Source organism: Streptomyces sp. MGP-P1, from assembly GCF_057766565.1.
Window position 1 is genome coordinate 634,334 of the sequence record NZ_JBYMEM010000005.1, and the last position, 25,961, is coordinate 660,294.

Annotated in this window: 29 protein-coding genes and 1 pseudogene; 20 read left to right on the forward strand and 10 right to left on the reverse strand. The window is 71.9% G+C overall.

Annotation, left to right across the window (positions count from 1 at the left end):
• Window positions 1-162: 162 nt before the first annotated feature.
• The gene (locus AC3CH1_RS12230) at window positions 163-507 is read right to left on the reverse strand and encodes a YbaB/EbfC family nucleoid-associated protein (RefSeq protein ID WP_003967515.1); all 345 of its coding nucleotides are present in this window, start codon (window positions 505-507) and stop codon (window positions 163-165) included.
• A gap of 367 nt (window positions 508-874) precedes the next feature.
• Between AC3CH1_RS12230 and AC3CH1_RS12235 the strand changes: the two genes are divergently transcribed.
• Window positions 875-1,669: an SLATT domain-containing protein gene (locus tag AC3CH1_RS12235; RefSeq protein ID WP_488462921.1), complete on the forward strand. Its 795-nt coding sequence runs from the start codon at window positions 875-877 to the stop codon at window positions 1,667-1,669.
• Between the two features lie 110 nt (window positions 1,670-1,779).
• On the opposite strand, the gene AC3CH1_RS12240 is transcribed toward AC3CH1_RS12235, so the two are convergent.
• The 3 genes from AC3CH1_RS12240 to AC3CH1_RS12250 form a co-directional block, all read right to left on the reverse strand.
• The gene (locus tag AC3CH1_RS12240; RefSeq protein ID WP_018961765.1) at window positions 1,780-2,430 is read right to left on the reverse strand and encodes a hypothetical protein; all 651 of its coding nucleotides are present in this window, start codon (window positions 2,428-2,430) and stop codon (window positions 1,780-1,782) included.
• A gap of 60 nt (window positions 2,431-2,490) precedes the next feature.
• Entirely contained in the window at window positions 2,491-3,336 is an 846-nt protein-coding gene (locus AC3CH1_RS12245; RefSeq protein WP_488462922.1) for a GntR family transcriptional regulator, read from the reverse strand.
• 282 nt (window positions 3,337-3,618) lie between these two features.
• On the reverse strand, window positions 3,619-5,001 hold the full coding sequence (locus AC3CH1_RS12250) for an aminotransferase class III-fold pyridoxal phosphate-dependent enzyme (protein ID WP_488462923.1): 1,383 nt from the start codon (window positions 4,999-5,001) through the stop codon (window positions 3,619-3,621).
• 167 nt (window positions 5,002-5,168) lie between these two features.
• Here AC3CH1_RS12250 and AC3CH1_RS12255 point away from each other — a divergent pair, with 167 nt between their 5' ends.
• From AC3CH1_RS12255 to AC3CH1_RS12265, 3 genes and pseudogenes are all read left to right on the forward strand, one after another.
• The gene (locus AC3CH1_RS12255; protein WP_488462924.1) at window positions 5,169-5,774 is read left to right on the forward strand and encodes a type 1 glutamine amidotransferase family protein; all 606 of its coding nucleotides are present in this window, start codon (window positions 5,169-5,171) and stop codon (window positions 5,772-5,774) included.
• Window positions 5,767-6,267 carry a MarR family winged helix-turn-helix transcriptional regulator gene (locus AC3CH1_RS12260; RefSeq protein ID WP_488462925.1) on the forward strand — a complete coding sequence of 167 codons (501 nt, stop codon included), beginning with the start codon at window positions 5,767-5,769 and terminating at the stop codon, window positions 6,265-6,267. Before AC3CH1_RS12255 ends, AC3CH1_RS12260 begins: the two co-directional genes overlap by 8 nt.
• A gap of 443 nt (window positions 6,268-6,710) precedes the next feature.
• Window positions 6,711-6,882: pseudogene (locus tag AC3CH1_RS12265) on the forward strand (serine/threonine protein kinase); the annotation flags it as partial.
• Here AC3CH1_RS12265 and AC3CH1_RS12270 read toward each other — a convergent pair.
• The gene (locus AC3CH1_RS12270; RefSeq protein WP_488462926.1) at window positions 6,864-8,123 is read right to left on the reverse strand and encodes an MFS transporter; all 1,260 of its coding nucleotides are present in this window, start codon (window positions 8,121-8,123) and stop codon (window positions 6,864-6,866) included. The pseudogene AC3CH1_RS12265 and the gene AC3CH1_RS12270 sit on opposite strands and share 19 nt — an antisense overlap.
• Window positions 8,124-8,286: 163 nt before the next feature.
• Between AC3CH1_RS12270 and AC3CH1_RS12275 the strand changes: the two genes are divergently transcribed.
• The 3 genes from AC3CH1_RS12275 (at window position 8,287) to AC3CH1_RS12285 (ending at window position 11,417) form a co-directional block, all read left to right on the forward strand.
• A complete protein-coding gene (locus AC3CH1_RS12275; protein ID WP_488462927.1) occupies window positions 8,287-8,865 on the forward strand; it encodes a TetR/AcrR family transcriptional regulator in 579 nt (192 codons plus the stop codon).
• A gap of 257 nt (window positions 8,866-9,122) precedes the next feature.
• Window positions 9,123-10,076, forward strand: a complete 954-nt coding sequence (locus AC3CH1_RS12280; protein ID WP_488462928.1) for an aldo/keto reductase — start codon at window positions 9,123-9,125, stop codon at window positions 10,074-10,076.
• Window positions 10,077-10,142: 66 nt separating this feature from the next.
• On the forward strand, window positions 10,143-11,417 hold the full coding sequence (locus AC3CH1_RS12285) for a serine hydrolase domain-containing protein (protein WP_488462929.1): 1,275 nt from the start codon (window positions 10,143-10,145) through the stop codon (window positions 11,415-11,417).
• A 328-nt stretch (window positions 11,418-11,745) separates the two neighbouring features.
• On the opposite strand, the gene AC3CH1_RS12290 is transcribed toward AC3CH1_RS12285, so the two are convergent.
• Window positions 11,746-12,375: a TetR family transcriptional regulator gene (locus tag AC3CH1_RS12290; RefSeq protein ID WP_488462930.1), complete on the reverse strand. Its 630-nt coding sequence runs from the start codon at window positions 12,373-12,375 to the stop codon at window positions 11,746-11,748.
• Window positions 12,376-12,486: 111 nt separating this feature from the next.
• Between AC3CH1_RS12290 and AC3CH1_RS12295 the strand changes: the two genes are divergently transcribed.
• The 10 genes from AC3CH1_RS12295 to AC3CH1_RS12340 all read left to right on the forward strand — a co-directional run bounded on the left by AC3CH1_RS12295 (window position 12,487) and on the right by AC3CH1_RS12340 (window position 20,671).
• Window positions 12,487-13,605: an IS701 family transposase gene (locus tag AC3CH1_RS12295; protein ID WP_488462931.1), complete on the forward strand. Its 1,119-nt coding sequence runs from the start codon at window positions 12,487-12,489 to the stop codon at window positions 13,603-13,605.
• 123 nt (window positions 13,606-13,728) lie between these two features.
• Window positions 13,729-14,172 carry a MarR family winged helix-turn-helix transcriptional regulator gene (locus AC3CH1_RS12300; RefSeq protein WP_488462932.1) on the forward strand — a complete coding sequence of 148 codons (444 nt, stop codon included), beginning with the start codon at window positions 13,729-13,731 and terminating at the stop codon, window positions 14,170-14,172.
• 238 nt (window positions 14,173-14,410) lie between these two features.
• On the forward strand, window positions 14,411-15,856 hold the full coding sequence (locus AC3CH1_RS12305) for an AMP-binding protein (RefSeq protein WP_488462933.1): 1,446 nt from the start codon (window positions 14,411-14,413) through the stop codon (window positions 15,854-15,856).
• Window positions 15,856-16,116 (forward strand): acyl carrier protein, encoded by a 261-nt coding sequence (locus AC3CH1_RS12310; RefSeq protein ID WP_488462934.1) that lies wholly within the window; start codon window positions 15,856-15,858, stop codon window positions 16,114-16,116. Before AC3CH1_RS12305 ends, AC3CH1_RS12310 begins: the two co-directional genes overlap by 1 nt.
• 193 nt (window positions 16,117-16,309) lie before the next feature.
• The gene (locus AC3CH1_RS12315) at window positions 16,310-16,684 is read left to right on the forward strand and encodes an ectoine synthase (protein WP_265600325.1); all 375 of its coding nucleotides are present in this window, start codon (window positions 16,310-16,312) and stop codon (window positions 16,682-16,684) included.
• A gap of 110 nt (window positions 16,685-16,794) precedes the next feature.
• On the forward strand, window positions 16,795-17,925 hold the full coding sequence (locus AC3CH1_RS12320; protein WP_488462935.1) for an acyl-CoA dehydrogenase family protein: 1,131 nt from the start codon (window positions 16,795-16,797) through the stop codon (window positions 17,923-17,925).
• Window positions 17,926-17,939: 14 nt separating this feature from the next.
• Window positions 17,940-18,704, forward strand: coding sequence for a transglutaminase-like domain-containing protein (locus AC3CH1_RS12325; RefSeq protein WP_488462936.1), 765 nt, complete (start codon window positions 17,940-17,942; stop codon window positions 18,702-18,704).
• A 92-nt stretch (window positions 18,705-18,796) separates the two neighbouring features.
• Window positions 18,797-19,630 (forward strand): maleate cis-trans isomerase family protein, encoded by an 834-nt coding sequence (locus tag AC3CH1_RS12330; protein ID WP_488462937.1) that lies wholly within the window; start codon window positions 18,797-18,799, stop codon window positions 19,628-19,630.
• Complete coding sequence (locus AC3CH1_RS12335; protein WP_488462938.1) at window positions 19,627-19,869, forward strand: DUF6253 family protein; 243 nt, start codon at window positions 19,627-19,629, stop codon at window positions 19,867-19,869. Before AC3CH1_RS12330 ends, AC3CH1_RS12335 begins: the two co-directional genes overlap by 4 nt.
• 55 nt (window positions 19,870-19,924) lie before the next feature.
• A complete protein-coding gene (locus AC3CH1_RS12340; protein ID WP_488462939.1) occupies window positions 19,925-20,671 on the forward strand; it encodes a 4'-phosphopantetheinyl transferase family protein in 747 nt (248 codons plus the stop codon).
• A 154-nt stretch (window positions 20,672-20,825) separates the two neighbouring features.
• Here AC3CH1_RS12340 and AC3CH1_RS12345 read toward each other — a convergent pair whose 3' ends face one another.
• On the reverse strand, window positions 20,826-21,731 hold the full coding sequence (locus AC3CH1_RS12345) for a ScbA/BarX family gamma-butyrolactone biosynthesis protein (RefSeq protein WP_488462940.1): 906 nt from the start codon (window positions 21,729-21,731) through the stop codon (window positions 20,826-20,828).
• 279 nt (window positions 21,732-22,010) lie between these two features.
• Here AC3CH1_RS12345 and AC3CH1_RS12350 point away from each other — a divergent pair, with 279 nt between their 5' ends.
• The 3 genes from AC3CH1_RS12350 (at window position 22,011) to AC3CH1_RS12360 (ending at window position 24,326) form a co-directional block, all read left to right on the forward strand.
• Complete coding sequence (locus AC3CH1_RS12350) at window positions 22,011-22,640, forward strand: ScbR family autoregulator-binding transcription factor (RefSeq protein WP_488462941.1); 630 nt, start codon at window positions 22,011-22,013, stop codon at window positions 22,638-22,640.
• 199 nt (window positions 22,641-22,839) lie between these two features.
• A complete protein-coding gene (locus tag AC3CH1_RS12355) occupies window positions 22,840-23,559 on the forward strand; it encodes an HAD family hydrolase (RefSeq protein WP_488462942.1) in 720 nt (239 codons plus the stop codon).
• A gap of 29 nt (window positions 23,560-23,588) precedes the next feature.
• Window positions 23,589-24,326, forward strand: coding sequence for an SDR family NAD(P)-dependent oxidoreductase (locus AC3CH1_RS12360; RefSeq protein ID WP_488462943.1), 738 nt, complete (start codon window positions 23,589-23,591; stop codon window positions 24,324-24,326).
• Window positions 24,327-24,404: 78 nt separating this feature from the next.
• On the opposite strand, the gene AC3CH1_RS12365 is transcribed toward AC3CH1_RS12360, so the two are convergent.
• The 3 genes from AC3CH1_RS12365 to AC3CH1_RS12375 all read right to left on the reverse strand — a co-directional run bounded on the left by AC3CH1_RS12365 (window position 24,405) and on the right by AC3CH1_RS12375 (window position 25,915).
• Window positions 24,405-24,818, reverse strand: a complete 414-nt coding sequence (locus AC3CH1_RS12365; protein ID WP_488462944.1) for a DMT family transporter — start codon at window positions 24,816-24,818, stop codon at window positions 24,405-24,407.
• Between the two features lie 110 nt (window positions 24,819-24,928).
• The gene (locus AC3CH1_RS12370; protein WP_488462945.1) at window positions 24,929-25,249 is read right to left on the reverse strand and encodes a DMT family transporter; all 321 of its coding nucleotides are present in this window, start codon (window positions 25,247-25,249) and stop codon (window positions 24,929-24,931) included.
• Between the two features lie 186 nt (window positions 25,250-25,435).
• Window positions 25,436-25,915 (reverse strand): nucleoside deaminase, encoded by a 480-nt coding sequence (locus AC3CH1_RS12375; RefSeq protein ID WP_488462946.1) that lies wholly within the window; start codon window positions 25,913-25,915, stop codon window positions 25,436-25,438.
• Between the last annotated feature and the right edge of the window lie 46 nt (window positions 25,916-25,961).

Below are 25,961 nucleotides of genomic sequence, written 5' to 3' on the forward strand. Positions count from 1 at the left end.
GTACCGTAGTGGGTACGGGTCGGTACCAGTAGGCCTCGTGGGCCTGGAGCCCGGTGCCTGGCTCCGTCCGGTCCGATCGGACCGGTCAGACCGGTCAGACCGGTCAGACCGGTCAGACCGGTCAGACCGGTCAGACCGGTCAGACCGGTCGGCCCGGCCCGGTCAGAACGGCAGGCCGGGGATGCCGCCCCCGCCGCCCAGGCCCTGGGCCAGCGGGCCGAGCTTCTCCTGCTGGAGCGCCTGCGCGTTCTCGTTGGCCGCCTGGACGGCCGCGACGACGAGGTCGGCGAGCGTCTCGGTGTCCTCCGGGTCCACCGCCTTCGGGTCGATCACCAGGGCGCGGAGCTCGCCGGAGCCGGTCACGGTGGCCTTCACGAGACCGCCGCCCGCCTGTCCGTCGACCTCGGTCCTGGCCAGTTCCTCCTGGGCCGCCGCGAGATCCTGCTGCATCTTCTGGGCCTGCTGGAGCAACTGCTGCATATTGGGCTGACCACCACCGGGAATCACGGTCACTCCTGGCATTTCGACGACGAATGTTTCGGTAAGCCGAGCCTACGTGCTCCCCGGTCACCGCGCTCCACCCGCCAGGGACCAACTCTTTCGGGTGAGATTCAGGAAGCGGCGTGCGTGCTCCTATACCTGACCAGCGACCGTACGCAGGCGGGAATCCCGCGATTCCGACCCCATGGCCCACCATTCGGCGGTAGGAAGGGCGTGCACATCGACACACGAGCGTGCATGTGCGGTGACGCAGAGTTACCCCGCGGGGGTCGTCGGTCGCGCGGCCCGCCCCGCCCTCTCCGGGCCGGTCGGGTCCGCTTCCGGGAAGCCCTACGCGTCCGTCCCGTCCGTCAGAGTGCAGAGGAGTGCCCCGGTGAGTCAGCCGGAGATGCAGCCCGAGGGGCCGCCCCGCAAGGAGTCCGATGCGGGATCCGGTGAAAACGGAGTTGAGCATTCCGATTCCGGTCCGGACAGGGGACGCCCCGACGGGCGCGATCTGACCGGGCGCCCCTTCCCCCTCGGCGACTGGGGTGAGCCAGCCGAGCGGCTCGACGAGCTCTACCGCTGGGTCGAGACAGGGGCGCTGGACACCGCCGACTGGTATCTCCACGACCGGGTCGGGAAGCGCCGGGCCGCCAGGGCCCTGCGGATGGGCGCCGCCGCCGGGGTGGTCGCCGGGGCCGCCCTGCCGCTGCTCGACCTGACCGGCGCCCTGAGCGGCTCGGCGGGCTGGGGCTATCTGTCCCTGCTGCTGGGGGCCGCGTGCATGGCCTACGACCGGTACTTCGGTCTCACCTCCGGGTGGATAAGGGACCTCGCCACGGCCCAGGCGGTGCAGCGGCGGCTCCAGGTGCTCCAGTTCGACTGGGCCTCGGAGTGCGTACGGGAGATGCTCGGGCCGACCGAGGGCACGGCCAGCGAGGCGGCCGACCGGTGCCTGGGGGTGCTGCGGAGGTTCTCCGAGGACGTCACCGAGCTGGTGCGGTCGGAGACGGCGGACTGGATGGTGGAGTTCCGGGCGGGGCCCGCGCCGATGGGCATGCAGGCCCTGGCGACGGGGAGTGCGGGAGGGCGCGGCGAGTCGGCGGCGCCGGGGCGGTTCTCGATGCCGTCGGTGGCGACGCGGCCGAACATGCCGCGGCAGCGGCCGCCGGAGTCGCCGCGGTGAGGAGTCCGGGGCGGGGGCCGGGGGCGGGGTGAGGCTTCGGGGGCGCTGCCCCCGGGCCCCCGGTCCTCAATCGCCGGACGGGCTTGATTCTGGCGTCCCGGTCCGGTGGCCTAGCTGAAGATGATCATTGAGCCCTGGGCCAGGCTGCGGGTCGCCGCCGCGTGGAGGCCGAGCCAGACGTGGCGTTCCCGGGCGAACGGGCTGTCGTCGTAGGGGATCGGGTCCGCCGGTTCCTCCAGGGCCGTGGGGCCGGAGGGCGGCTGCGGGGCGGCCGGCGGGTTGGCCGGGTCGATGCCGATGGACGGGGCGACGAACTCCAGCTCACGCAGCAGACCGTGCGCGGAGCCCAGCGGTCCGCCGCCCGCCAGGAGCGCGTCGTCGGACAGGGGGGCCGGGAAGTCCACCGGCACGTACGCCCCCGCGTGGTCGTAGTGCCAGACCAGATGCGACTGCTGCGCGGCCTGCTCGAACATTTCGAGGAGCTGCTCGTAGTCGCCGTCGAGACCCGCGACGGGTGTGACGGCCAGGCCGCTCAACTGGAGCAGGTAGGCGCGGCGCAGGAAGTGCAGGGCGTCGTAGTCGAAGCCGGCCACGGGGGCGACTTCCCCGTTGAGGCCCGGCATGTAGGCGTAGACGGGGACGGGCGGCAGCCCGGCGTCGTTCAGCGCCTTGTCGTAGACGGCGATCTCTTCGGCGAACGGATTGTCGGCGCTGTGGCACAGCACATCGACGAGGGGGACCAGCCACAGGTCACAGGCCACGAAGTCTCGCTCTCAAACGGGTTCGGGCGATCGTCGGGACAGCGTAATGCGGGGCGAACCTCACGCACAGTGCCCCGGGGTCTTCGGAGACACCCCGGGGGCCTCGGACTGCCTGGGGGCCACGGACTGCCCGGAGGCCTCGGACTGCCCGGAGGCCACGGACTCCCCGGAGGCCACGGACCGCCCGGGGGCCTCGGACTGCCCGGGAGCCTCGGACTCCGGAGGGCCCGGCGGTCCGGGGGCGCCTCCGCCGACCGCCCGCGCCTCCAGCCGGTCCGCCCAGGCGAGCGCGTGCGCGTAGTAGGAGTGCATGGCGGCGTGGACCTGCTCGTGGTCGCCCCGGGCGATGGCCTCGACCAGCTCCTCGTGGCCGAACCACAGCACGTCCTCGTCCATGCCGTCGCGGCGCAGCCGGTGCACGGCGAACACCCAGGCCTGGACGCGGAGCCGGGCGAGGAAGTCGGTGACGTACGGGTTGAGGATGAACTGCCCCACCTCACGCCAGAACCGCAGGTCGTACCCGATCAGCACGTCGAGGTCGCCGCCCTTCGCCGCGCGGACCGCCTCCGCCGCCCGGCGGCGGATCGAGGCGAGCGCCTCGGGCCGGACCGCGACCCGCTCGGCGGGGTTGCGGAAGAGGCCCTCGACGACGAGGGCGCGGGCCTCGGCCATCGCGCGGAAGTCGGCGACGGTGAATTCGCGCACCTGGAAGCCGCGGTGCTGGTCGGAGGCGAGGAGCCCCTGCGCGGAGAGGTCGAAGAGCGCCTCACGGACGGGTGTCGCGGAGACCCCGTACTGCTCGGCGATCTGCTTGACGGTGAACTCCCGGCCCGGCGGAAGACGCCCTGCCAGCACCTCGTCACGCAGCGCGTCGGCGATCTGCTGGCGCAGGGTGTTGCGCGTCACGCCTCCGCTCGGACTCATACCGGCCCCCATCCGTCCGTCCCCTGTGCCCTGTCCGTCCCCGGCCCCCGTACACCGGCCGTCTCCGGCGTCGGCCGTCAGCGGCGTCGGCCGTGACCGGCGTCGGCCGTCTCGGCCGTTTCCGGCGGGGGTCATTTCTGGTTCGGGTCACCTTAAGCCAGAGCCGCCGCCGTGCCCGATTCCGGGCACGGCGGGGATGCGCACAGGGTCGATCGCGTACGGAGCCGAGCAGTCCGGTTACCCGGCGTGCGGGCCGGGGCGGGGTTACGCGCCCTGCACCGTGTACGTGTCGGCGACGGAGAGCGCGACGTCCAGGGCCGCCAGCCCTTCCTTGGCCTCGGCCTCGGAGACGTTGCAGGCGGGGACGGCATGGGTCCGGTTCATGTTGATGAACGGCCACAGCCCCTGCTTCTTCGCCGCCGCACCGAAGGCCGCCATGGGGGCGTTGGCCTCGCCCGAGGCGTTGTACGGGACGAGCGGCTCGCGGGTCTCCCGGTCGCGGACCAGGTCCAGCGCCCAGAACGCGCCGAGGCCGCGCACCTCGCCCACCGAGGGGTGGCGTTCGGCGAGTTCGCGCAGGCCCGGGCCGAGGACCCTCTCGCCGATCCGGGCCGCGTGCTCGACGACCTTCTCGTCCTCCATCACGCCGATGGTGGCGACGGCGGCGGCGCAGGCCAGCGGATGCCCGGAGTAGGTGAGGCCGCCGGGGTAGGGGCGGGTCTCGAAGGTCGCGGCGATCTCGGCGTTGATGGCGACGCCGCCCAGCGGTACGTAACCGGAGTTGACGCCCTTGGCGAAGGTCAGCAGGTCCGGCACGACGTCGAAGTGGTCGGCGGCGAACCAGGCGCCGGTGCGGCCGAATCCGGCCATCACCTCGTCGAGCACGAAGACGATCCCGTACCGGTCGCAGATCTCGCGGACGCCCGCCAGATAGCCCGGCGGCGGGGTCATGATGCCCGCCGTGCCCGGGATGGTCTCCAGGATGATCGCGGCGATGGTGGCCGGACCCTCGAAGGCGAGGGTGTCCTCCAGGTGTTGGAGGGCGCGGGCGCACTCCTCGGCCTCGTTCGCCGCGTGGAACGGGGAGCGGTAGAGGAACGGGGCCCAGAAGCGGACGACGCCCGCCGAGCCGTTGTCGGAGGGCCAGCGGCGCGGGTCTCCGGTGAGGTTGATCGCGGTGGAGGTGCCCCCGTGGTACGAGCGGTAGGCGGAGAGCACCTTCGTGCGGCCGGTGTGCAGCCGGGCCATGCGGATGGCGTTCTCGACGGCCTCGGCCCCGCCGTTGGTGAAGAAGATCTTGTCCAGGTCGCCCGGGGTGCGCTCGGCGATGAGGCGTGCGGCCTCGGAACGCGCCTCGATCGCGAACGCGGGCGCGAAGGTGGCGAGCTTGCCCGCCTGCTCCTGGATCGCGGCGATCACGGTGGGGTGCTGGTAGCCGATGTTGGTGTAGACGAGCCCGCTGGTGAAGTCCAGGTAGCGGTTGCCGTCGTAGTCCCAGAAGTAGGACCCCTCTGCGCCGGCGACGGCGAGCGGGTCGATGAGGCCCTGGGCGGACCAGGAGTGGAACACGTGCGCGCGGTCCGCGGCCTTCACGGCCGCACCGGCCGCGGGGTCGGCGGACGGGGCATGAGGGGCATGAGGGGTCATGCGGCGAGCGTAGGCGCTGAGGGGGGCCGCCTCCATGGCCACCTTGTACGGCGTGGGGCGGATGGGTCGGCAGGGTGTCGGGTCCGGGGGCGGGGTGGGCCCCCCTAGCCCATTGACAGCACACTGTCGTCATGACAGTCTTCTGTCATCGAACCGAGGAGGTCACCATGACCAGCAGCAGCGACAGAACCGCACATCTCGCCGTCTACGACACCTTCGCCGACTGGGAGACCGGGCACACCACGGCCCATCTCGCGCAGAACGGCTACACCGTGCGGACCGTGGGGCTGACCCGGGAGCCGGTGACGACCATGGGCGGCCTGCGGATCCAGCCCGACCTGGCGCTGGACGAACTGAGCCCGCAGGACAGCTCGTTGCTGATCCTGACCGGCGCGTCCGGGTGGGACGCGGGGGAGACTCTCGCCCCGTTCGCACGGGCGGCCCGGGACTTCCTGGACGCGGGGGTCCCGGTCGCGGCGATCTGCGGGGCGACGGCCGGGCTGGCCCGGGAGGGGCTGCTGGACGGCCGCGCGCACACGAGTGCGGTCTCCTTCTACCTGGCGGCGACGGGGTACGCGGGCGGCTCGCGGTACGTGGAAGCGGACGCGGTCACGGACGGCGGGCTGATCACGGCTGGGCCGACGGAGCCGGTGGCGTTCGCGCGGGAGGTCTTCGCGCTGCTCGGGGTGTACGGGCCGGAGAAGCTGGACGCGTGGTACCGGCTGTTCCACGACTCCGACGCGAGCGCGTACGAGGTGTTGCAGGGTGAGTGAGGGCGCGGGCGGGGAGGAGGTCCGGGCCCAGCAGGAGTTGCTGAGCCGGACGGCAGTGACGGTGTTCCGGCTGAACGGCCAGTTCCTCTCGGTCGCCGAGGAGTTGGCGCGGCCGAGCGGTCTCACGGCGGCCTGGTGGCAGGTGCTGGGAGCGGTGACGCGGGAGTCGTTGCCGGTGGCGGGGATCGCCCGGGCGATGGGGATCACCCGGCAGAGTGTGCAGCGGATCGCGGATCTGCTGGTCGGGCGGGGGCTCGCGGAGTACGCGGAGAATCCGGCCCATCGTCGGGCGAAGCTGTTGCGGGCGACGGAGGCGGGGCGGGAGGCGGTCTCCCGGATCGGCCCGCCGCACGCGGAGTTCGCCGCGAGGCTTGCGGCCGAGGTGGGGGCGGAGGAGCTGGCGGCGGTGGTGGGCGCGCTGGAGCGGTTGTCGGAGGCCCTGGACACCTTGTCCACTACAGACCGGGCCGCCCCCAGCCCGTCCGGCGACTGAGGACGGACCCCTGCCGGTGCCGGGCCACACCCACCGTGCGGGGCCGTCCCCTACCCAGCCCGTCCGGCGCTTGAGGACGGAACCCTGCGGATGTCAGGCCACAGCGCCCGTGCGGGGCCGCCCAATCCAGCCCGTCCGGCGCTTGAGGACGGAACCCTGCGGATGTCAGGCCACATCCCCCGTGCGGGGCCGCCCCCACCCAGCCCGTCCGGCGCTTGAGGACGGAACCCTGCGGATGTCAGGCCTCAGCCCCCCGTGCGGGGCCGCCCCCACCCAGCCCGTCCGGCGCTTGAGGACGGAACCCTGCGGATGTCGGGCCCCGGGCCTGCCGGGTTGGTTCCTCCGGGGCACCGGCGTCGTTGCGTGCGTCGCCCCTGTCCGATCAAGGGTTCCGTCCTCAAACGCCGGACAGGCTGGAGGGTGCGGGGCCGCCCAATCCAGCCCGGCCCGCCGAGGACGGCCCGGTCCGTATCGGGCCCCACGGTGTCCTCCGGCCGCCCGGCCTCCTCCTGCACTCCGGGGAAGCCCACCGAGCTGACCCTGCTCCCGGACGGGGACCTGCGCCGGTCCACGGCCGGGACGGGCGAGAGCCTGATCTACACCAGGTCGGACTGAGAGGCTCCCCGAACCGGAGCACCGGGCGGCTCCACACCCGCCCCGGAGGACGGTGTCCGCAGCGCCCGGGTGATCAGCGCCGCGCCGCCCAGCAGCACGAGCACCACCACCATCGCGTTCCGCAGCCCCACGTGGTCGGCCAGGAAGCCCAGCGAGGGCGGGCCGACCAGGAACGCCGCGTAGCCCGCCGTCGAGACCGCCGCGACCCGGGCCGAGGCGTTCCGCACGCCCTCGCCCGCCGCCGAGATCGTGACCGGGAACCCCAGCGACGCGCCGAGGCCCCACAGCACCACCGCCGCCCCGGCGAGCAGCGCGTTGTCGGAGAAGACCACCAGCGCCACGCCGACCGCCGCCACCACGGCGCTGGCCCGGACCACGGCCGCCGGGCCGTAGCGCACCAGCAGGGGCCCGCCCGTGAACCGGCCCGTCGTCATCGCGACGGCGAACAGCATGAACGTCAGCGAACCGGCCGTCGCACTCGTCCCGTGGCCGTCCACCATCAGCAGCGGCAGCCAGTCGTTGGCGGAGCCCTCCGCGAAGGCCATGGCCAGCACGATCAGGCCGATCAGCACCAGCCGCCGGTCCCGCCAGACCTCCACCTGCGCGCGCACGCCTCCGGCCCGCCCCCCGTCACCGGCCTCCGGCCCCTCCTGCCCCGTGCCCGCCGGCACCGCCCGTACGGTCCACACCCCGGCCGCCGCGACGGCGACGGCTATCGCCGCCAGGTGCCAGCCGACCGGGAACCGGACCGCCGTCAGCCCCATCCCGACCAGCGCGCCGACCACGGTCCCCAGGCTGAAGCAGCCGTGCAGCACCGGCAGGACCGGGCGGCCCAGGGTCCGTTCGACGGCCGCGCCCTCGATGTTGAACGCCACCTCCGCCAGGCCCATCCCGGCGCCGAACAGCGCCAGCCCGCAGAACACCCCGGCCGACGCCTCCAGCGCCGCGCCCCCGGCGATCACCAGCAGCCCGGCCACGAGCAGCCCCGCCCCGACGGCGATCACCAGCCGCCCGCCGTGCCCGCGCACCAGCCCGCCGGAGACCAGCACCCCGGCCATCGACCCGACGGAGAGCCCGAACAGCACGAGACCCATCGAGCCGGTCGTCACGTCCAGCGCGTCCCGGACCGCGGGGGTGCGGGCGACCCAGGACGCCATGCTCACCCCGGTGGCGAGCATGAAGAGGAAGAGCGCCGCGCGCCAGCGGCGGGTGGTGGCGTCCATGACCGGCGGGTTCTTCATGGGAGTGGGGCCTCGGCAGACAGGTGGGGAGCACTTCCGGCGTACGAGCGTACGCCGGAAGCGTACGGTCGTACATTCTCCTCGGCCACCCTTCGGCCGCACGGCCGCCCCTCCCCCGCGCTCTATGCTGCGAGGAGGACCGAGCCCACCGAGGAGGCCCCGCGTGGCGACAGGGCGCACCGACCCCGACCGGCGGGACCGGATCATCGACGCCGTGCTGGACCTCATCGTCGACGAGGGCGTCGCGGGTGTCTCGCACCGTAAGGTCGCCGCCCGCGCGGGCGTTCCGCTGGGCTCGATGACGTACCACTTCTCCGGCATGGACGAGCTGCTGCACGAGGCGTTCACGCGTTTCTCCGGCACGATCGTCGCCGTCTTCGAGGAACGCCTCGGCGCCGCGAGCACCCCCGACGAGGCACGCGCGGCCGTCGCCGACCTCGTCCACCACCTCTCCGGCGGCAACCAGCGCGAGCTGATCCTCACCCACGAGCTGTACACCCTCGCCGCACGCCGGCCCGCCTACCGCGAGCTCACCCGCACCTGGATGGGCCGCAGCCGCCGCGCGCTGGAATGGCACTTCGACCCGGCCACCGCCCGCCAGCTCGACGCGCTCATCGAGGGCCTGTCGATCCACCGCGCCCTGGAGACCGAGCCGCACGAGCGCGCCCTGACGGTCGAGGCGATCGCGCGGATCACGGCGCCGGGCCCCGCCGGAGACCCGGGGTCCGGGAAACACGACTGAGCGCCGTACGCGGCACGTGCGTCCACGTACGGCACGCGATTTCCGGACAGCCGATGCCCGAGCTCCGAACAGCCGATGCCCGAGCTCCGGACGGACCGCGCCCGGTTTCCGGCCACGCTCTCCCGCGCCCCGGCCGTGGTGAACATCCCGAAGTCGTCCAGAGGTCGGCAAGTAGGAACGGGATGCTGTGCTTCGGCAGCGCGGGCTGTTGCTATGAGGTGGTCGCTTTCCTCTGTGGAGAAGGGAGTTCTCGCAGGATGCGAACCACAACACTGGGCAGGGACGGGCCGGTCGTCGGACGGCTGGGACTGGGCGCGATGGGACTCTCGTACCGCTACGCCCCGTCCCTCAGGGACAGGAGCAAGGCCGTATCGCTGGTCCAGGAGGCGGTGGACCTCGGGATCAACCTCGTCGAGACGGCCGGCGCCTACGCGGCCGGGGACAACGAGCGGCTGATCGGTGAGGCCATCCGCGGGCGCCGGGACGAGGTGGTGCTCTGTACCGGCGGCGGCCTGCTCGGCGACGCCGACGGTGTGCTGCGACCCGACGGCGGTCCGCAGGCGCTGCGGGCCGCGGTCGACGAGAGCCTGCGCCGGCTGCACGTGGACCACATCGACCTCTATCTGCTGCGCCGCGTCGATCCGGGCGTACCGCTGGAGGAGAGCTGGGGTGCGCTGGCCGAGCAGGTCTGGGCGGGGAAGATCCGCAACCTGGGGCTGCCCGTCGTCACCGTCCAGGAGGCCCGCGCCGCCGAAGCCGTGCACGAGGCGGCGGCGATGGCCGCCGAGGTGTCGCTCTTCACCCGCTGCGGTCTCGACGACGTCGTGCCGTACGCGGTGGAGCGCCGGATCGCGCTGCTCGCCGGCGCCCCGCTCGGCCGCGGTCTGCTGACCGGCGCGCTGTCACGCTCCGACGACCTGGCCCCGGACGACTGGCGGCGCACCCAGCCCCGCTTCGCCCCGCGCGCCATCCGCCACAACTACGCCCTCACGCAGGCGGTCGCCCAGGTGGCAGCCCGGCATGAGGCCACCTCCGCGCAGGTCGCCCTGGCGTGGCTGCTCCGGCTCGGCGAGCACGTGGTGGCGCTGCCCGGCACGACGGTGCCGTACCACCTCGCGGAGAACCTCGGCGGCGACCGGATCCGCCTGACCGAACAGGACCTCACCGACCTGGAGTTCCTGCCCTACCCGGCGGGCGCCCCCGAGGTGTGAGCCGAGCCCGGCCCACGCACCGCCCGCCCCCGTCCCTGGCTCCCCACCACTTCTGGAGTTCTTGACATGACGACCTCTCTGGTACGGCAGGTCCTCCCGCGCCCCAGACCCCGTCCGACGACGGCCGGCGTCCACGGAACAACGGCGCCCGGATTCGCCTCCGTGCGCCATTCCTTCGAACGGGCCTGCCGGGACGCGGGGCCCGCCGGTTCCCAGGGGGCCGCGCTGGCGGTCGTACGGGGTGGCGAAACGGTCGTCGACCTGTGGCACGGGAGCGCCGACCCGGTCACCGGGACTCCGTGGACCGGCGACACCCTCGTACCCGTGCTGACGGGCTCCCACGGGATTCTGGCCACGGCGGTCCTGCTCCTCGCCGACATGGGCGCACTCGCCCTGGACCGGCCCGTCGCCGACTACTGGCCGGAGTTCGCGATGCGCGGCAAGGGCGCGGTGACGCTGCGGGACGTGCTGACGTTCACCGCCCGGCTCCCGGGCATGGCGGCGGACCTCGACCAGCGCGATGTCGAGAACCCGCAGATGATGGCCGCGCTGCTCGAACTGCACAGCCCCGAGGAGGACCCGCGGGCGGGCGGTGTGCTGCACGGGCCGTGGACCGCCGGGTGGATCGCCGCCGAGGTGATCCGTCGGGTCGACGGCCGCGACCTCGACCTGTTCTTCCTGGAGGAGATCGCGGGGCCGCTCGGTCTCGACATCCATTTCGGCCTCGTGCCCGATCAACTGCCGTACGCCGCCCGGATCTCGTACGACGCCGGCTTCCGCGCCCGCTTCCCGGCGCCCGAGGGCTCGATGGGCGGGGGGACGGGACGTGGCGCGGCGGGCGACAGCGGGGCGGACCTCTTCGGGCGGGTGTGGAACAACCCGGCGCCGTTCCCCGCGGACGCCGGGGTGTGGAGCGAGAGCCGACGGCGGTACGCGGTCATCCCCTCGTTGGGGGCGTACGCGTCGGCCCGCGGCCTCGCCGGGCTCCAGGGCATCCTGGCGGCGGACGCCGCACGGGCCCCGGGTGAGGAGCCGCTGCTGTTGTCGCGCCGCACGCTGGACCAGGCGCGGAGCTTCTGGGTCGAGGGCCTGGATCCGCTGCTCGGCGGGGTCAGCGCGTACGGCGAGGGCGGCCTCCAGCTCCTCGACGAGGGCGTCCACCCGCACGTCCGCTCCGGCGCCTTCGGCCACCAGGGTCCCGGCGGAATCGCCTACCAGGCCTGGCCGCGGGCCGGAGCCGGCGCCGCCCTGGTCCGCAGCCGGCTGACGGCGGGCGCGGGCGGGCAGGTCCTGGACGAGGTGGCGGGCGCGGTGGCGAGATCGCTGCGGACGACCGGCTGAGGCGGGGCGGAACACGGGTCGGAGAGCAGCAGAACGGAGTGTGGGTCGCAGTGCGGGTCGGAACCAGCCGTCAGGCGAGTTCCGGCCCGCACTCCGTCAACTCCGCGGCGACGCAATCCTGTCAACTCCGCGGTGTTGGCACGTCCGCCGACTCTGCGGTGTCGGCACGTCCGTCAACTCCGCGATGTCGGCACGTCCGTCAACTCCGCGGCACCCGAACCACCGGCAACTCCGCGGCGACGCACGACCGGCAACTCCGCGGTGTCAGCACGTCCGTCAACTCCGCGGCACCCGATCCACCGGCAAGCCTGCGGCGTCCACACGCCCGTCAGGTCCGCCCGGCCCGCCCGCCCGTCAGCCCCGTCCTCCCCGCCTGGCCGGCCCGGTCGGCCCGGTCCGCGGCGAGGCCGTGCAGGACGACGTTCCACACGGAGTCCCAGACCGAGTCCCAGGCCGAGTCCTGGGTCGCGCCGTGTGCGGCCATCGCGCCCTCCGCGAGATGCGCCAGCAGGGCCATCGCGTCCTCCGGGGACACTCCGGGACGCAGATGCCGCGCGTCGTGGGCCCGGTCGAGCAGGCCCCGGAGCACGGGGAGCCAGACCTCGGTCAACGGCGATACGTCCCCGGGGCCGTCGGCCTCCAGGCGGCGTGTGGCGCGCACGAAGGCGTCCTCGTGGGCCAGCCGGGCCAACGCACCGATCAGGGTGCGCAGTTCGCGTAAGGGGTCGGGGGCGGCCACGAGGTCTTCCAGACAGCGCTCGAAGCGGGCGCGCCCCGCCGTGCGCACCTCCTCGGCCAGGGCGGTCTTGTTCCCGAAGTGAAAGGTCAGAGCGCCGATCGAGGTCGCGGCCCGCCGGCCCATCCGCTGGAGGGAGGCGCCCTCGTAACCACGCTCGGCGAACTCGTCGGCGGCCGCTTCCAACACGGCCTGGCGCGTCCTGGCCGCCCGTTTCTGCATGCGCCTTCTCCTTGGACCTCGGCAAGTAGTCGTTCTCTGCGCTAGAAATATAACGAACATTCTCTATGTTTGTTAGTCTGCTCAGCGACGCTCACCTGGGAGGGACCTGCAGTGACGACGACGCACGAGATGCCCGACATGGCGACGGCCCGGCCGCCGGGCGATCTGTCCCAGCTCCTGTTCGGCCACTTACACCGCTCCGACCAGCAGCGTTGGGGGCGGGTGTATCTCCAGGGGCTGCTGCGGACGGACGGAAAGAAGACGGTGCGCCGGATGGCGGCCGTCGTGACCGGCTCGGAGGCGGCGTCGACCTCGCTGCACCAGTTCGTCAACGCCAGCCCGTGGGAATGGGCCCCGGCGCGCGGCGAACTGGCCCGCTGGGCCGCCCGGTCGCTGCCGGTGCGGGCCTGGACGCTGGCGCCGGCGGTGCTGCCCAAGCGCGGCACCTGCTCGGCCGGGGTGCACCAGCGCTTCCTGCCGGAGTCCGGACGCACCGTCAACTGCCAGCTCGGGCTCGGCCTGTTCCTGGACGCCGGCCAGACGCACGTCCCCGTCGACTGGCGCCTCTTCCTGCCTCCCCGGTTCACCCGCGACGAAGCCGTACGCGACCGGGCGAAGATCCCCGCGACGACGCGGGCCCAGCCGCTGTGGGACCACGCCCTGCGCCTGGTCCAGGAGATGACGTCATGGTCGAACGGGCGGACGGCGCCCGTGGTGGCCGACCTGACGGCCCTGTGCGACGTCGCGCCGCTGGCGGAGCGGCTCCAGGGCGGCGAGCACGCCTTCGTCCTCGCCATCCCGGGCCAGACCACTCTCGCCGGACCTGAAGTGCCGCCAGGGGACAGGGAGTCGGCGCGCGGCCTGCTGCTGCGCCGGGGCGTACGGCATTCGGCGGGGGCGGGCCGGCAGGTCATCTCGTACGACACACCCGTGCGCGGGCTGCGTCCGGACGGCGAGCGCAGCCGCGGGGCGGGCCGGCTAATGGCCGAGTGGGACGCGAGCAGCGGGCGTCCGGGCCGGATCTGGCTGACGAACATCACCGACCGCTATCCGGCGGAACTGCTGGAGCTGGCCCGTTCACCCCGGGGGGCGCAGAGTTCCATCGACCGCATGGGCGAGGACTTCGGACTCCTCGACTTCGAGGGCCGCTCCTACCCCGGCTGGCACCGGCACATGACGCTCGTCTCGGCCGCTTACGCGTGCAGCACCCTGGGGGGCATGACCGACTGAGTTTTTACTTGCTCCTACAACTATACAGGGGTCGGGGTCCCTTTACTGAGCACTACCACTCCCCAGATGATTGCATGGGCATGTATCTTGTTGTTCATCGCAGTCGAGAAGGGGAGCCGTTCCATGACGATCCACAAGCAGCCGCGCGCCGCCTCCGACCAGACCATGTGGGAGGCCGTCCTCGGCCTGCACGCCTTCGTGGAGCGTCAGCTCGCACACACCCTGCAGCGGCGCTACGGCGTCGGCCTCTCCGAGTACCGCGCCCTGGAGGCCCTCATCCAGGCAGAGAACGGCGAATGCCGCATGCAGGAGCTCGCGGACCACATCGGACTGGGCCAGAGCTCCGTAACCCGCCTGGTGGGGAGGCTGGACAGCGCCGGCTACGCCTACAAGGACAACTGCGCCGACGACAAGCGCGGCGTCTTCGCCGTCATCACCGACGAGGGCCGCAAGCACTACCAGGACGCCCGCGCCACGTACGCCGACGTCCTCAGCTCGGCCCTCAACACCGCGAGCGCCGACGACCAGCTCGCCCGCGCGGTACAGGCGCTGCGCAGCGTCGCCTGACAAGACCACGACAGACGGCGGGACACGTCCGGACGACCGGGCGTCCCGCCGTTTTTGCATGTTCGGGGCTCTTTTCCTGAACCCGGCGCGGACTGTGACCTGGATCACTCGATCCCCTGATGTAGTTGCTTGACCATGCAAATGAAAGGCCGTAGGTTCTCTCTCGTAGCCAGATCGCGCATCCACCTAGGGGGGACCGTTGCCTTCGCCTCGCCTGTTGCAGGCACTCACCAGACACGTGCAGGAAAAGCCCGACAGCACCGCGCTCGTCTTCGCCGGCCGGCGCATCACCTACGCGGAGCTCGACCGGCTGACCCACCTCGCCGCCGCGGACCTCGACGGCGCGAGCTTCGGATCCGTACGCGCCCTGTGCGTTCCGGCCCACAAGTCGCCGGAGACCGTCGCACTGCTGCTGGCGGCCTGGCACCAGGGCGTCAACACCCTGGTCCCGTCGCCCGCCCTCGGCGCCGCCGCCCTGTCCACGCTCACCGCCCAGGCCCACGGCCCGCTGACGGCCACCGCGGTTCCCGGCGGCGGGGCGACCCTGTCGCGGGAGGAGGCCGACCCCACGCTCTCGGACGGCTTCAGCGCCCCCGACCCCGAGGAGTCGCTGCTGACCTTCACCACCTCCGGGTCCACCGGCGTACCCAAGCTCGTCCCGGTCCGCACCGAGGCCTTCGACCGCTTCGCCGACTGGGCCACGGGGAAGTTCGGGATCGACGGCGGCACCCGCTCGCTGAGCTTCTCGCCGCTCAACTTCGACCTGGCCCTGCTCGACGTCTGGACCGTGCTGGAGGCCGGCGGCACCGTCGTCCTGGCCGACGCCGGAGCCAGCGGGGACGCCGGCTATCTGCGCGAACTCACCCGGGGCAACGAGGTGACCCTGGTCCAGGGGGTTCCGCTGCTGCACCGGCTCCTGGCCACGGACGACGCCCGCTATCCGACGGTCCGCACGGTCGTGTTCACCGGGGAGGCCGTCTCCGAGCAGGGGCTGCGGGACACGTTCGCCGCCTGCCCGGCCGCCCGCTTCCACAACGTCTTCGGCTGTACGGAGACCAACGACAGCTTCATCCAGGACATCGATCCGGCCGCGTACGTGCACCCGCTGCCCATCGGCGCCCCGATCGACGGCACCGACGCGGTGCTGCTGATCGAGGGGCCCGACGGCACCGAGGTCCTGCGCGGTCCCGGCACCGGCGAACTGCTGGTGCACACCCCCTTCCAGACCTGCGGGTACCTGGAACAGGCCCGCAACGCCGACGCTTTCATGCCCGATCCGCGCGGCGGCGGCGCCATGTTCTACCGCACCGGCGACCTCGTCCACCGCGACGCCGACGACCGCTACTTCCTCCAGGGCCGTACCGACTTCCAGGTCAAGGTGCGCGGCGTGCGCACCAACACCCTGGAGGTCGAGACCGTCCTCGGAGCGCACCCGGACGTCGTCGAGGCAGCCGTCGTCGCACTGCCCTGCCCCGAGGCCGGCAGCCGGCTGCACGCCGAAGTGGTGCGCCGGGACGGCGCTTCCCTCAGCTCACTGGGCCTGCGGGCGTACGCGGCGAAGCACCTGCCGCGGCACGCCGTGCCCAGCTCGGTGGGGCTCGCCTGCACCCCACTGCCGAAGACCGCGACCGGCAAGCCGGACCGCAACTCGATCAAGAAGACCCAACTGAACGGAGACGTCTGATGAGCACCGTCACCAACGACCCGATCCGCGCCTACATCGTCAACGAGTTCCTCGCCGGTGAGGACACCGAGGACCTGACCGACGACTTCGACCTCATCGAGAGCACCGTCGTGAACAGCCTCGGCCTGGTCCGTCTCATCTCCTGGATATCCGAGACGTACAGCATCCCCGTCGACGACATCCCGCTGGAGCCGGCCGCCTACCGCACGCTCGCGGACATCCGCGGCTTCGTCAGCCAGGCCGCTCCGGCCGCGGTCTGACAGCCCTTCCCCTCCCCCGCGCGCAAGAACCTCCACGACCCCCACGAACCTCCACGAACCCCACGCCCCCCACAAACCCCACGTCCCCCACGAACCGCGCCAGGCCTGCCCGCGCGTGCCCCTCGAACCCCCCACACGCATCGCGCACCAGCTGCACACACGTCCAGAAAACAACGATGACAGGAGTACTTCCATGATCGTCCGTTCTCTCTCCGACGTCCCCGCGATCGAGTGGGGCAGCGGCACCAGCCACCGCCTGCTCACCGAGGCCGACGGAATGGGCTTCACCGTCTGCGAAACGCTGGTCCGCCAGGGCACGTCGAGCGCGCTGCAGTACCTCGGCCACCTGGAGGCCTGCTACTGCATAGGCGGCTCGGGCGAGGTCGTCACCGTGGACGGCGACCACCACAAGATCACGACCGGGACCATCTACGCCCTGGACAAGAACGACGCCCACCACCTGATCGCCTCCGACGACGAGGACCTTCTCCTCGTCTCCGTCTTCAGCCCGGCGCTGCGGGGCGACGAGAAGCACTCGCTCTCCGAGGACGGCTTCTCCCGCTACTGATCCGCCCAGCCGGGTGCGGGGCCGCGACGGCGCGGCCCCGCACCCGGCCCCCGGCACCCCGCACCCGGCCCCGGGCCCCAGCGCCCGGCGAAAGGCAAGGCGAAACACCCATGGCAGCAGAGAAGGCCCCGGACACGTACGGCATCACAGCGCCCTACGCCGACGAGCTGAACGACGACGTCACCCACTGGGACCGGGTCGGCGAGTTCCCGCAGGACAAATGGAAGCCGCTGCAACGGTCCGGCCTGTTCACCCTCCCCTTCGCCCCGGAGTACGGCGGCGCCGGCCGGACCCTCACCGAGACCATGGCGGCGCTGGAGGGCCTCGGCCACACCAGCCGGGACGCCGGCCTCAACTTCTCGGCGTCCACGCAGATCGTCAGCGTCGGCATCCCGCTCCAGGCGTTCGGCTCCGAGGAGCTGCGCGGGCGCTACCTGCCGCGGGTCACCTCCGGCGAGGCCATCACCGCGCACGCGATCACCGAGCCGAGCCACGGCTCGGACGTGATGAACATCCGAACCACCGCAGTCCGCGACGGCGACGAGTACGTCCTCAACGGCGGCAAGATGTTCATCACCAACGCCCCCGTGGCCGGCCTCTTCCTGCTCTACGTCCGCACCGGCAAACCGGGCGCCTTCGGACTGAGCACCTTCCTCGCCGAGCGCGACACCCCGGGCCTCACGGTCGGCGAGCCGCTGGAGACGATGGGGCTGCGCACCTCCCCGATCAGCGAGGTCATGCTGGAGGACGTACGGCTGCCCGTCGGCAACCGGCTGGGCAGCGAGGGCGCCGGCTTCCTGATCATGGACCACGTGATGAAGCGGGAGGTCCTCTTCTCCTTCGCCGTGAACCTCGGCGAGATGACCCACCGCCTGAAGCGCGTGGTCGAACACGCCAACACCCGGCAGCAGTTCGGCAGCGCCATCGGCAAGAACCAGGCGGTCGCCCACAAGATCACGGACATGAAGATCGCCGTCGAGACGGCCCGCAAGTGGCTGTACGACACCGGCGCGAAGGTCGAGCAGGGCAAGGACGCCTCCCTGGACGTGGCCGCCACCAAGATCGTGGTCAGCGAGGCCAACCAGCTCACCGCCCAGCACGCCATCCAGATCTTCGGCGCCCGCGGCTATCTGACCGGTACGGGCATCGAGCGCGAGCTGCGCAACGCCACCGCCGGCTCCATCTACTCCGGCACCAACGAGATCCAGCGCAACTGCATCGCCGCCCTGATGGGCCTGTGACGAGAGGCATCCGCATGACCGACACCCTGGCACCCACCCTGTCCGAGCAGCAGACCGCCGACGCCGCGGCCGCACAGCCGGGCGCCGACGACCTCGCCCGCCTCACGGCGGCCACCGACTTCCTCGACCACGAGCACCCGAGCGTCAGAGCCTTCGTCGACAAGGCCCTGGACGGGATCGACCGCGAGACCGCCACCCAGGTCGACCTCGCCGTCGCCCTCTACTACGCGGTGCGCGACGGCATCCACTACGAGGTCTACGGCGCCGACCTGTCGCCCGAGGGCCTCCGGGCGTCCAGCATCATCGCCGGCGGCAAGGGCTTCTGCCTGCACAAGTCCGTCCTCTACGCCGCCTGCTGCCGCGCCGTGGGCATCCCCGCCCGGCTGCACTACAGCGACGTCCGCAACCACCTCGCCTCCGACCGGCTGCGCTCCTACATCGGCGGCGACGTCTTCTTCCACGGCCTGGCCACCGTGTATCTCGAGGGCCGCTGGCTCCAGGTGACCCCGGTCTTCAACAAGCTCCTGTGCCGGCTGTACGGCATGACCCCTCTGGAGTTCGACGGCCGCTCCGACAGCCTCTACCACCCCTTCGACGGGCAGGGGCGCCAGAGCATGGAGTTCCTCACCGACCACGGCGACTTCGACGACGTCCCGTACGCGTTCGTGATGGCCACCATGCGACGCAAGCACCCGAAGTTCCTGGACGGGGACGGCACCGGAACCGTCAGCGGCGGCTCCCTCGCCGACGAAGCGGACGCAGCGGACGCAGGGGCCTGATCCGCGCCCCGTATCCGTAACGGCACAGCACCCACCAACGGCACGCAGCCGGCAGGCACAGCAGAAGAACGGCAGAAGAGGAGAAGCACCCCATGACGCAGTTCCAGGCCCGCGAGGACGGCTGGGGCGCCGTCGCCCGCGTCGGCGTCGTCGTTCCGCACGCGGACGTCGGGCCCGAGTCCGAGCTCCAGGCGATGGCGCCGCGCGACGTCTTCATCCACGGTTCACGCGTCCACTTCGGCGCGATGCGCCCCGGCGGGGAGATGGACCCGAAGATCCCGCACGACCCGGTGCGCGCCTTCATCGACCCGCCCTTCATCGACGACGCCGTCGAGCTGCTCGCCGCCTCTCCGCTCGACTCCATCGCCCTGGGGTTCACCAGCTCCGCCTACGTCCTGGGCGCCGACGGCGAGCAGAAGCTGTTCGAGCGGCTGGCCGAGCGGACCCGCGGCATCCCGCTCACCGGCACGACGCACGCCGCCGCGGCCGGCTTCCACGCCCTGGGAGCCGAGCGGATCGCCCTGGTCAACCCGCCGTGGTTCGACGACGAGTTGTCGGCGCTGGGCGCCTCGTACTTCGGCGAGCGGGGGTTCGACGTGGTCCACCACGCCCCCTGCGGCCTGCCCAGCAACCAGAAGCTGATCACGCCGGAGGCGCTGGTGAAGTGGATCGAGACCGCCGTCGCGCCGCAGCGGCCCCAGGCGGTGCTGGTCGCCGGCAACGGCATCCGCGCCGTGGGCACCATCGCGGGTCTGGAGGAGCGGCTCGGGTTCCCCGTGCTCACCGCGAACCAGGTGCTCTTCTGGCACGCGCTGCACGCCGCGGGCGGGAGCGAGGCCGCCGCGCGGATCACCGATTACGGAGCCCTGTTCGGCGTCAGCCCCGAGGGCGCGGCCGGACGCGCGGCCGTGGGGGCGGCCCGATGAGCCTGCTGCCCGCGTACGGCTATCAGGCCGCCGTGCAGGAGACCTGCGACACGCCCGAGTACCACCTCCCGCTCGTGTGCTGGCACGACGACGGGACGGGTGTGCGCGGCATGGTGCTGTACCGCGGAGCGCTCCGCGCGGCGGAGCAGGTGCCGGGGTTCCGGCGCTATCTCGCCTCCGAGGACCTGGAGCAGTACGCCACGACCGGCCCGTGGCCGCTGCTCGCAGCAACCGCCTGATCCGACCCGGGGCGGGGGCCGGCCGGGCCCCCGCCGCATCAGGAGCCGTATCGACATGACACACGACCTCAAGTGGTCCGACGCGCCTCCGGGAGAAGTCCTCGATCCGGTCGGCATCTGGATCGTCCGGGCCCCGGCCGGACGGCTCCTCACGCCCGGCGAGGACCCGCCCGACTGGCTGGACGAGAAGGAACGGAGCCGCCTGGCCTCGATCCCGCAGCAGGGCGGCCGGGATGCCTACGCCTTCGCCCACTGGGCGTTGCGGAGCGTTCTCGGCACCTCGCTCGGCTGCTCCCCCAGGAGCGTCGGCTTCCTGCGGCAGCCGTGTCCCGGCTGCGGCGGGGCGCACGGAAGACCGGCCATCCGCGATCCGGACCCGGCCGGCGAACCGCCGGAGTTCTCGATGTCGCACAGCGGGGACCACGTCGCCATCGCGGTCGCCGAGGCCACCATCGGCATCGACATCGAGTCCTGGCCCACCCCGGAATCCGTCGCCGGGTACCTGCCGTTCCTCCATCCGAAGGAACAGCAGTGGCTGGGCGGCCGCCCGGAGGACGAACTGGTCCGGGACTTCGCCCGCCTGTGGACCCGCAAGGAGGCCATGGCCAAGGCGACGGGGCAGGGCATGGCCGCCGTCATGAACCGGCTGGATCTCACCGGCCAGCCGCTCGGCTGGCGGGTGCGGCAGCTGCTCGCGCCTCCCGGGTACGAGGCCAGCTTCGCGGTCCCGGCCTCGGTGCACGTCGCGGTCACGGTGCACGAGGAGCTGCCGGAGCCGATGCCTGAGCCGGTGCGGGCCTGACGCCCGTCGGCGGGCGGCCGGTATCCCCCCTCGGAGGGGGTACCGGCCGCCCGCCGCGTCGCGTGGTGCGGCCGGACACGCCCTACAGGCCGGACGGGCTCCCCAGGCCGGACAGGCTCCAGAGGCCGGACACGCTCTACGAGGCGGACACGCCCTACAGGCCGGTCGGCCCCTGGACGGTCACCTCGGAGGTGAAGACGCGGACGCCGTGCTGCTCGACCGACACGTTCACGCGGCTGCGGCCCGTGCCGTCGGGAACGGGATCGCCGGCCACCACGACGGCGGGGGCGTCGAGTTCGACGTACCGCGCGAAGTCCGTCCGCATCCCGGTGACGGTCGACGCGCCGTCGAAGGTGGCGTGCGCGGCCTGCCGGGCGGCTTCGAGGAGGAGCATCCCGGGCACGTGATCGACGGCGTGGTCGAACAGCACGGGGTGCCCGGGGTCCACCCGTAACATCCAACGGCCCGGCGCCATGCCCGGCGCCGCTGAGAGCACCACGTCGGCCGGGGAGTCCCGGTCCACCCGGTGCGGCTCCACGGGCGGGCCCGCCGGGAGGCAGGCGGCGAGCGCGTTCTCGGTGTCCGCGTAACTCCCGCGCAGCCGCCGGTATATGGCCGCGGGCTGGTTGTTGAAGCGGGTGAGCGCGGTACCCATCAGCCGCTCGCCCAGGTGGATGTCGACGCGCATCGTCATACCGGCGAACCTGGCGCCGCGGCGGACCACGTCCGAGCAGGACACCGCCAGGCGCACCTCTTCCTCGACGGTGGTCACCAGCGATGCCGACGGCTCCACCGTGAAGCTGAACTCCTCCCACGCCTGCTTGTACTCCCGCGGGGCGTCGTGCACGCCGTGGGACAGCAGGGGGACGGTCTGGCGCACGCTCTCGGCGATCAGCATCGGGTCGTACGAACCCCCCGACGGACGGTAGAAGGCGTGCCCCCGCGGCCAGCGCGCGGTGATCTCATAGCGTCCCGGCTCCGGCTCGGCCCACGACGTGAGCAGGACTTCCTCTCTCCGAAGTTTGTGCACCTGCCACTGGTGCACCTGCTGCCGCTGCACTGGTCTCGCTTCGCGGTTCCGAACGGAAACAGACAACTTGGCCCCCCAAGATCGGTTGTTCGAGCGAGCGACTACACAGAGGCGTTGGTGATCAACTCCGTGTGCCCGACTCAAAAAATAATGTTCCTTTTTTTTTGACACGTCAAGGGGTGCGATCCACTGAAACCCACTTGAGGCGATGTGTTGCTTTATCCAACCCAAGTCGACCGAAACGGACTTGCCTGAACCGCTGTTCACTCAGATAACATAAGGAGCATTCTTTTTGGGAAGGTGAGAGGCATGGCACTGAAGCAAGAGCGGGCAGAACAGACCCGTCGAGCACTCCTGCTCGCAGCGGCGGAGGTCTTCGACGAGTACGGCTACGCGGGGGCCAGCATCACGCGCATCCTCAAGCGCGCCGGGGTGACGGCAGGGGCGCTCTACTTCCACTTCGGCTCCAAGGAGGACCTGGCCAGGGCGGTGATGAACAGCCAGCCGGACACCCTCGTCCCGCTGCTCGCCGCCAGCGGACTGCAACGGCTCATCGACCTCACCCTCGTGTGGTCGTGGCAGTTGCAGCGCGACCCGCTGCTCCGGGCCGGCGTGCGGCTGACGAACGAACAGTCCTCCATCGGCGACTCCCTGAACTCCGACCCGTACGAGAAGTTCCGCGGGATCATGAGCGCCTGTCTCGACGAGGCGCGGGAGCGGGGCGAGTTGCAGCCGGGGATCGAATCGATCGTGGTCGCGGAGTTCGTGATCTCCGCCTGCACGGGGATGCAGATGTACTCCAACGTCGTCAGCGGCCGCAGGGACCTTCCCGAGCGCACCCAGCAGATGTGGAACCTGCTGCTCCCGGGCATCGCGGTCCCGGCCGTGATCACCCGCGCCGAAGCGGCCCCGGCCCGCGGCGCCGCGATGATGCCCTGACCGCCGGACCACCCGCGCGCCCCGCCCTGCCCTGACCTGCCCGGTTCCACCCTGCCTGACCTGCCTGGTCCGGCCCCGCCCAGTTCCGCCCTGCCCTGCCCTGACCTGGCCTGCCCAGTTCCGCCCTGTCCTGACCGCCCTGGCTGTTGTGCCTGCTCTGCCTGTACCGAACGTCCACGACGATCACCTACGGAGCCGCATGATCTCCCTGCGCCTGGCCGCCCTGAACATCGACGGTGTCCTGCTCAACGACACCTTCAGCCCGGTCATCCACCACTTCATCGTCAGCAGAGGCGGTACGTACTCCGCCGAGTTGGAGCGATCGATCTTCTCCCAGCCGCAGCACATCGCCGGCCGGCTGCTGTCGGCCGCCGTCGGCGGCGGCATGACGGGCGAGGAGGCGCTCGCCGCGTACTTCGAGGACCGCGCCGCCCACCTCGACCGCCACCCGGTCACGATCGCGCCGGGCGCGCGTGAGCTGCTCCTGCGCCTGCGGGGCGCGGGTCTGCGCACGGTCTGCTACGGGGGCCTGGGCAAGGACCACTTCGACCGCCATCTGGGCCACTACGCGGACCTGTTCGACGGGCCCGGCTACGTCTGCACCAACGACATCCGCCCCGGCCTCAAGGAGATAGCCGAGGACGTCTTCGGGCTCCGCCCCGGCCAGTCCCTCTTCGTCGACGACGTCGCCCGGGTCGCCGACGCGGCACGCGAGCTCGGCACCGCGTTCGTCGGCCTCCCCTCCTCCTTCGTCCACAGCCACCAGCGCGCTCTGATGCGGGAGGCGGGCGTACGCCACGTGATCAGCGGTCTCGACGCGCTCGACGACGAACTGCTGCACCGGATCGACCGGGAGATGAGCTCGGAGACGCATGAGAGACCGTCCCTGTCCGCGGCCGGCCCGGTCCGGTGCGCGTGACACCGGGCGGGCACCTGCTGCAAGGGAAAGTGGCGCTGATCACCGGCGCCTCCAGCGGCATCGGCGCCGCGGCGGCCCGGCACTTCGCCGACGAGGGGGCCGCCGTCGTGCTCGTGGCCCGCAGGGCCCGGCTGGTCGAGGAGGTCGCCGAGCGCATACGGAAGGACGGCGGCCGGGCCCTGGCCGTGCCGGGCGACGTCACCCTCCAGGCGGACATGGAGGAGGCCGTGGCCATGGCGGTCGCCCGGTTCGGCAGGCTCGACTGCGCGTTCAACAACGCCGGTTACGTCAGCACCGGGACCGTCCTGCACGAACTCCCCGACGACGTCTTCGACCGCACCATGGACGTCAATGTGCGCGGCGTGTGGAACTGTCTGCGCGCCCAAATACCCGCCATGCTGCCGGGCGGGGCCGGTTCCGTCGTCAACACCTCCAGCGTCGCGGGCGTGCGCGCCACCTCCGCCTCAGCGCCCTACGTGGCCGCGAAACACGCGGTCATCGGGCTGACCAGGGCGGCGGCCGCCGAGTACGGCAAGCACGGCATCCGCGTCAACGCGCTCGTGGTGGGCAGCACCGACACGGAGATGATGGACGGCGTCCTGTCGGCCGGCCCCTCCGCGAGCGCCGGCTTCGGCGGCAAGGCGATCCAGCAGCGCCTCGCCGATCCGATCGAGATCGCCCGCGCCGCCGCCTGGCTCTGCTCGGACGCCTCGTCCTTCACCACCGGATCCGCCCTGGCGGTGGACGGCGGCAGGACGGCGAAGTGACGGCGTGACGCCGCAGGCGCCCGCGGCCCCCTCGTGAAGGGGCGGCGGGCGCCTGCGGCGTACCGGCGGGGGGGAACGTCAGACCTGAACCGTGGTGGGCCGGTCCGCGATCTGCTCGGAGCGGGGCGCGGTGGCCGCCTCGGGCTTCGTGCGGTCGGCGAGCTTCAGCCAGATGACCCCGACGATGATGACGGCCAGCCAGATGCCCTTGGCCAGGGTGAGGGTCTCGTCGAAGAAGAGCGGGCCGAGAACCGCGGCGCCGACCGCGCCGATCCCCGCCCAGACGGCATAGCCGATGCTCACGTCGATCGTGCGGAGGGCGAGGCTCAGTGCGTAGAGCGTCAGCAGGAAGAACACCACCGCGACCAGGGACCAGGTCAGAACGGTGAAGCCCTCGCTGCCGCCGACGGCGAGCGCGTAACCGATCTCGAAGACTCCGGCGAGCAGGAGCGAGAGCCAGGCGTTGGTGGAGCTCTTGGCTTCGTTGGACATGGGAGGTGAGTCCTCTCTCAGGGAAGGCGTCAGGTGGTTGCGGGGTGCGCGGGGTGCGCGAGGCGTGCGAAGCCGTACGGGGCGTAGGGACCGGGAGTCGGGCTCCGGGCTCAGGCGGAGCCGCTCAGCTGCAGGCCGACGACGCCACCGATGACGAGGAGGATGCCGATCGCCTTGTTCACGTTCAGACGCTGGCCGAAGAACAGTGCTCCGAGGACGGTGATACCGACGCCCGCGACGGACGTCCACAGGGCGTAGCCGACGCCGACGTCGAAGGTCAGCAGCGCCTTGCTGAGGAAGAAGGTCGCGGCGGCGCCGCTGGCCAGGGTGATGCCGGTCCACTTGCGGTTCTTGAAGCCCTCCGCCTTTCCGGCGGCGATGGCGACCACGATCTCGAGGGCGACGGCGATGGCGAGGTAGAGCCAGTGCATGGGAGGTCCTTCCGTGCGGTGAATGAACGGGATGAACGGGAAGTGCGGGTGAACGGGGAGGAGCGGGGAGTCCGGGTGAACGGGGAGGAGCGGGCAGTGCGGGTGAACGGGCAGTGCGGGCCATCGGCGTCATCGGCGCCGGGGGGCGATGCCGCGTGGCGATGCCGCGTGGCGGAGGTCCGGTGGCTAGCGCGGGGAGCGACTCCTGGTGAGGAAGTCCTGGAACGGCTGCTCGGCCTCGGGGAGTTGCAGCGCGGTGACCTTGATGGGCCACTTCTCCGGGTCCTCGGCGAAGACGGCGTACGAGCTCGTGTAGTCGAAGCCGTACCGGGCGGCGGTCCTGCGATCGGCGGCGTGCACGATGTGACCGATGCCGGCGAACCGGGCCGCCAGGTAGCACAGCGCGCAGGGCTCGCCGGAGGCGAACAGGGTGGCGCCCGCCACGGCGTGGATCCCGTACTTGGCGGCGGCTTCCCTGAGGGCGACGACCTCGGCGTGGGCGGTCGGGTCGTTGTCCTCGCGGACCCGGTTGAATCCCGTACCCAGAATCCGCCCGCTGCCCACGACCACACCGGAGAAGGGGATACCGCCCTGCGCGACGTGCTCACGGCTGAGCCGGACCGCCTCGTGGGCGTAGCCCAGCAGTTCGCTTTCGTGTGTACCCATCAGAGTTCGTCTCCCGAGTTGCCCTGCGTCGATCATTTTGCGATGT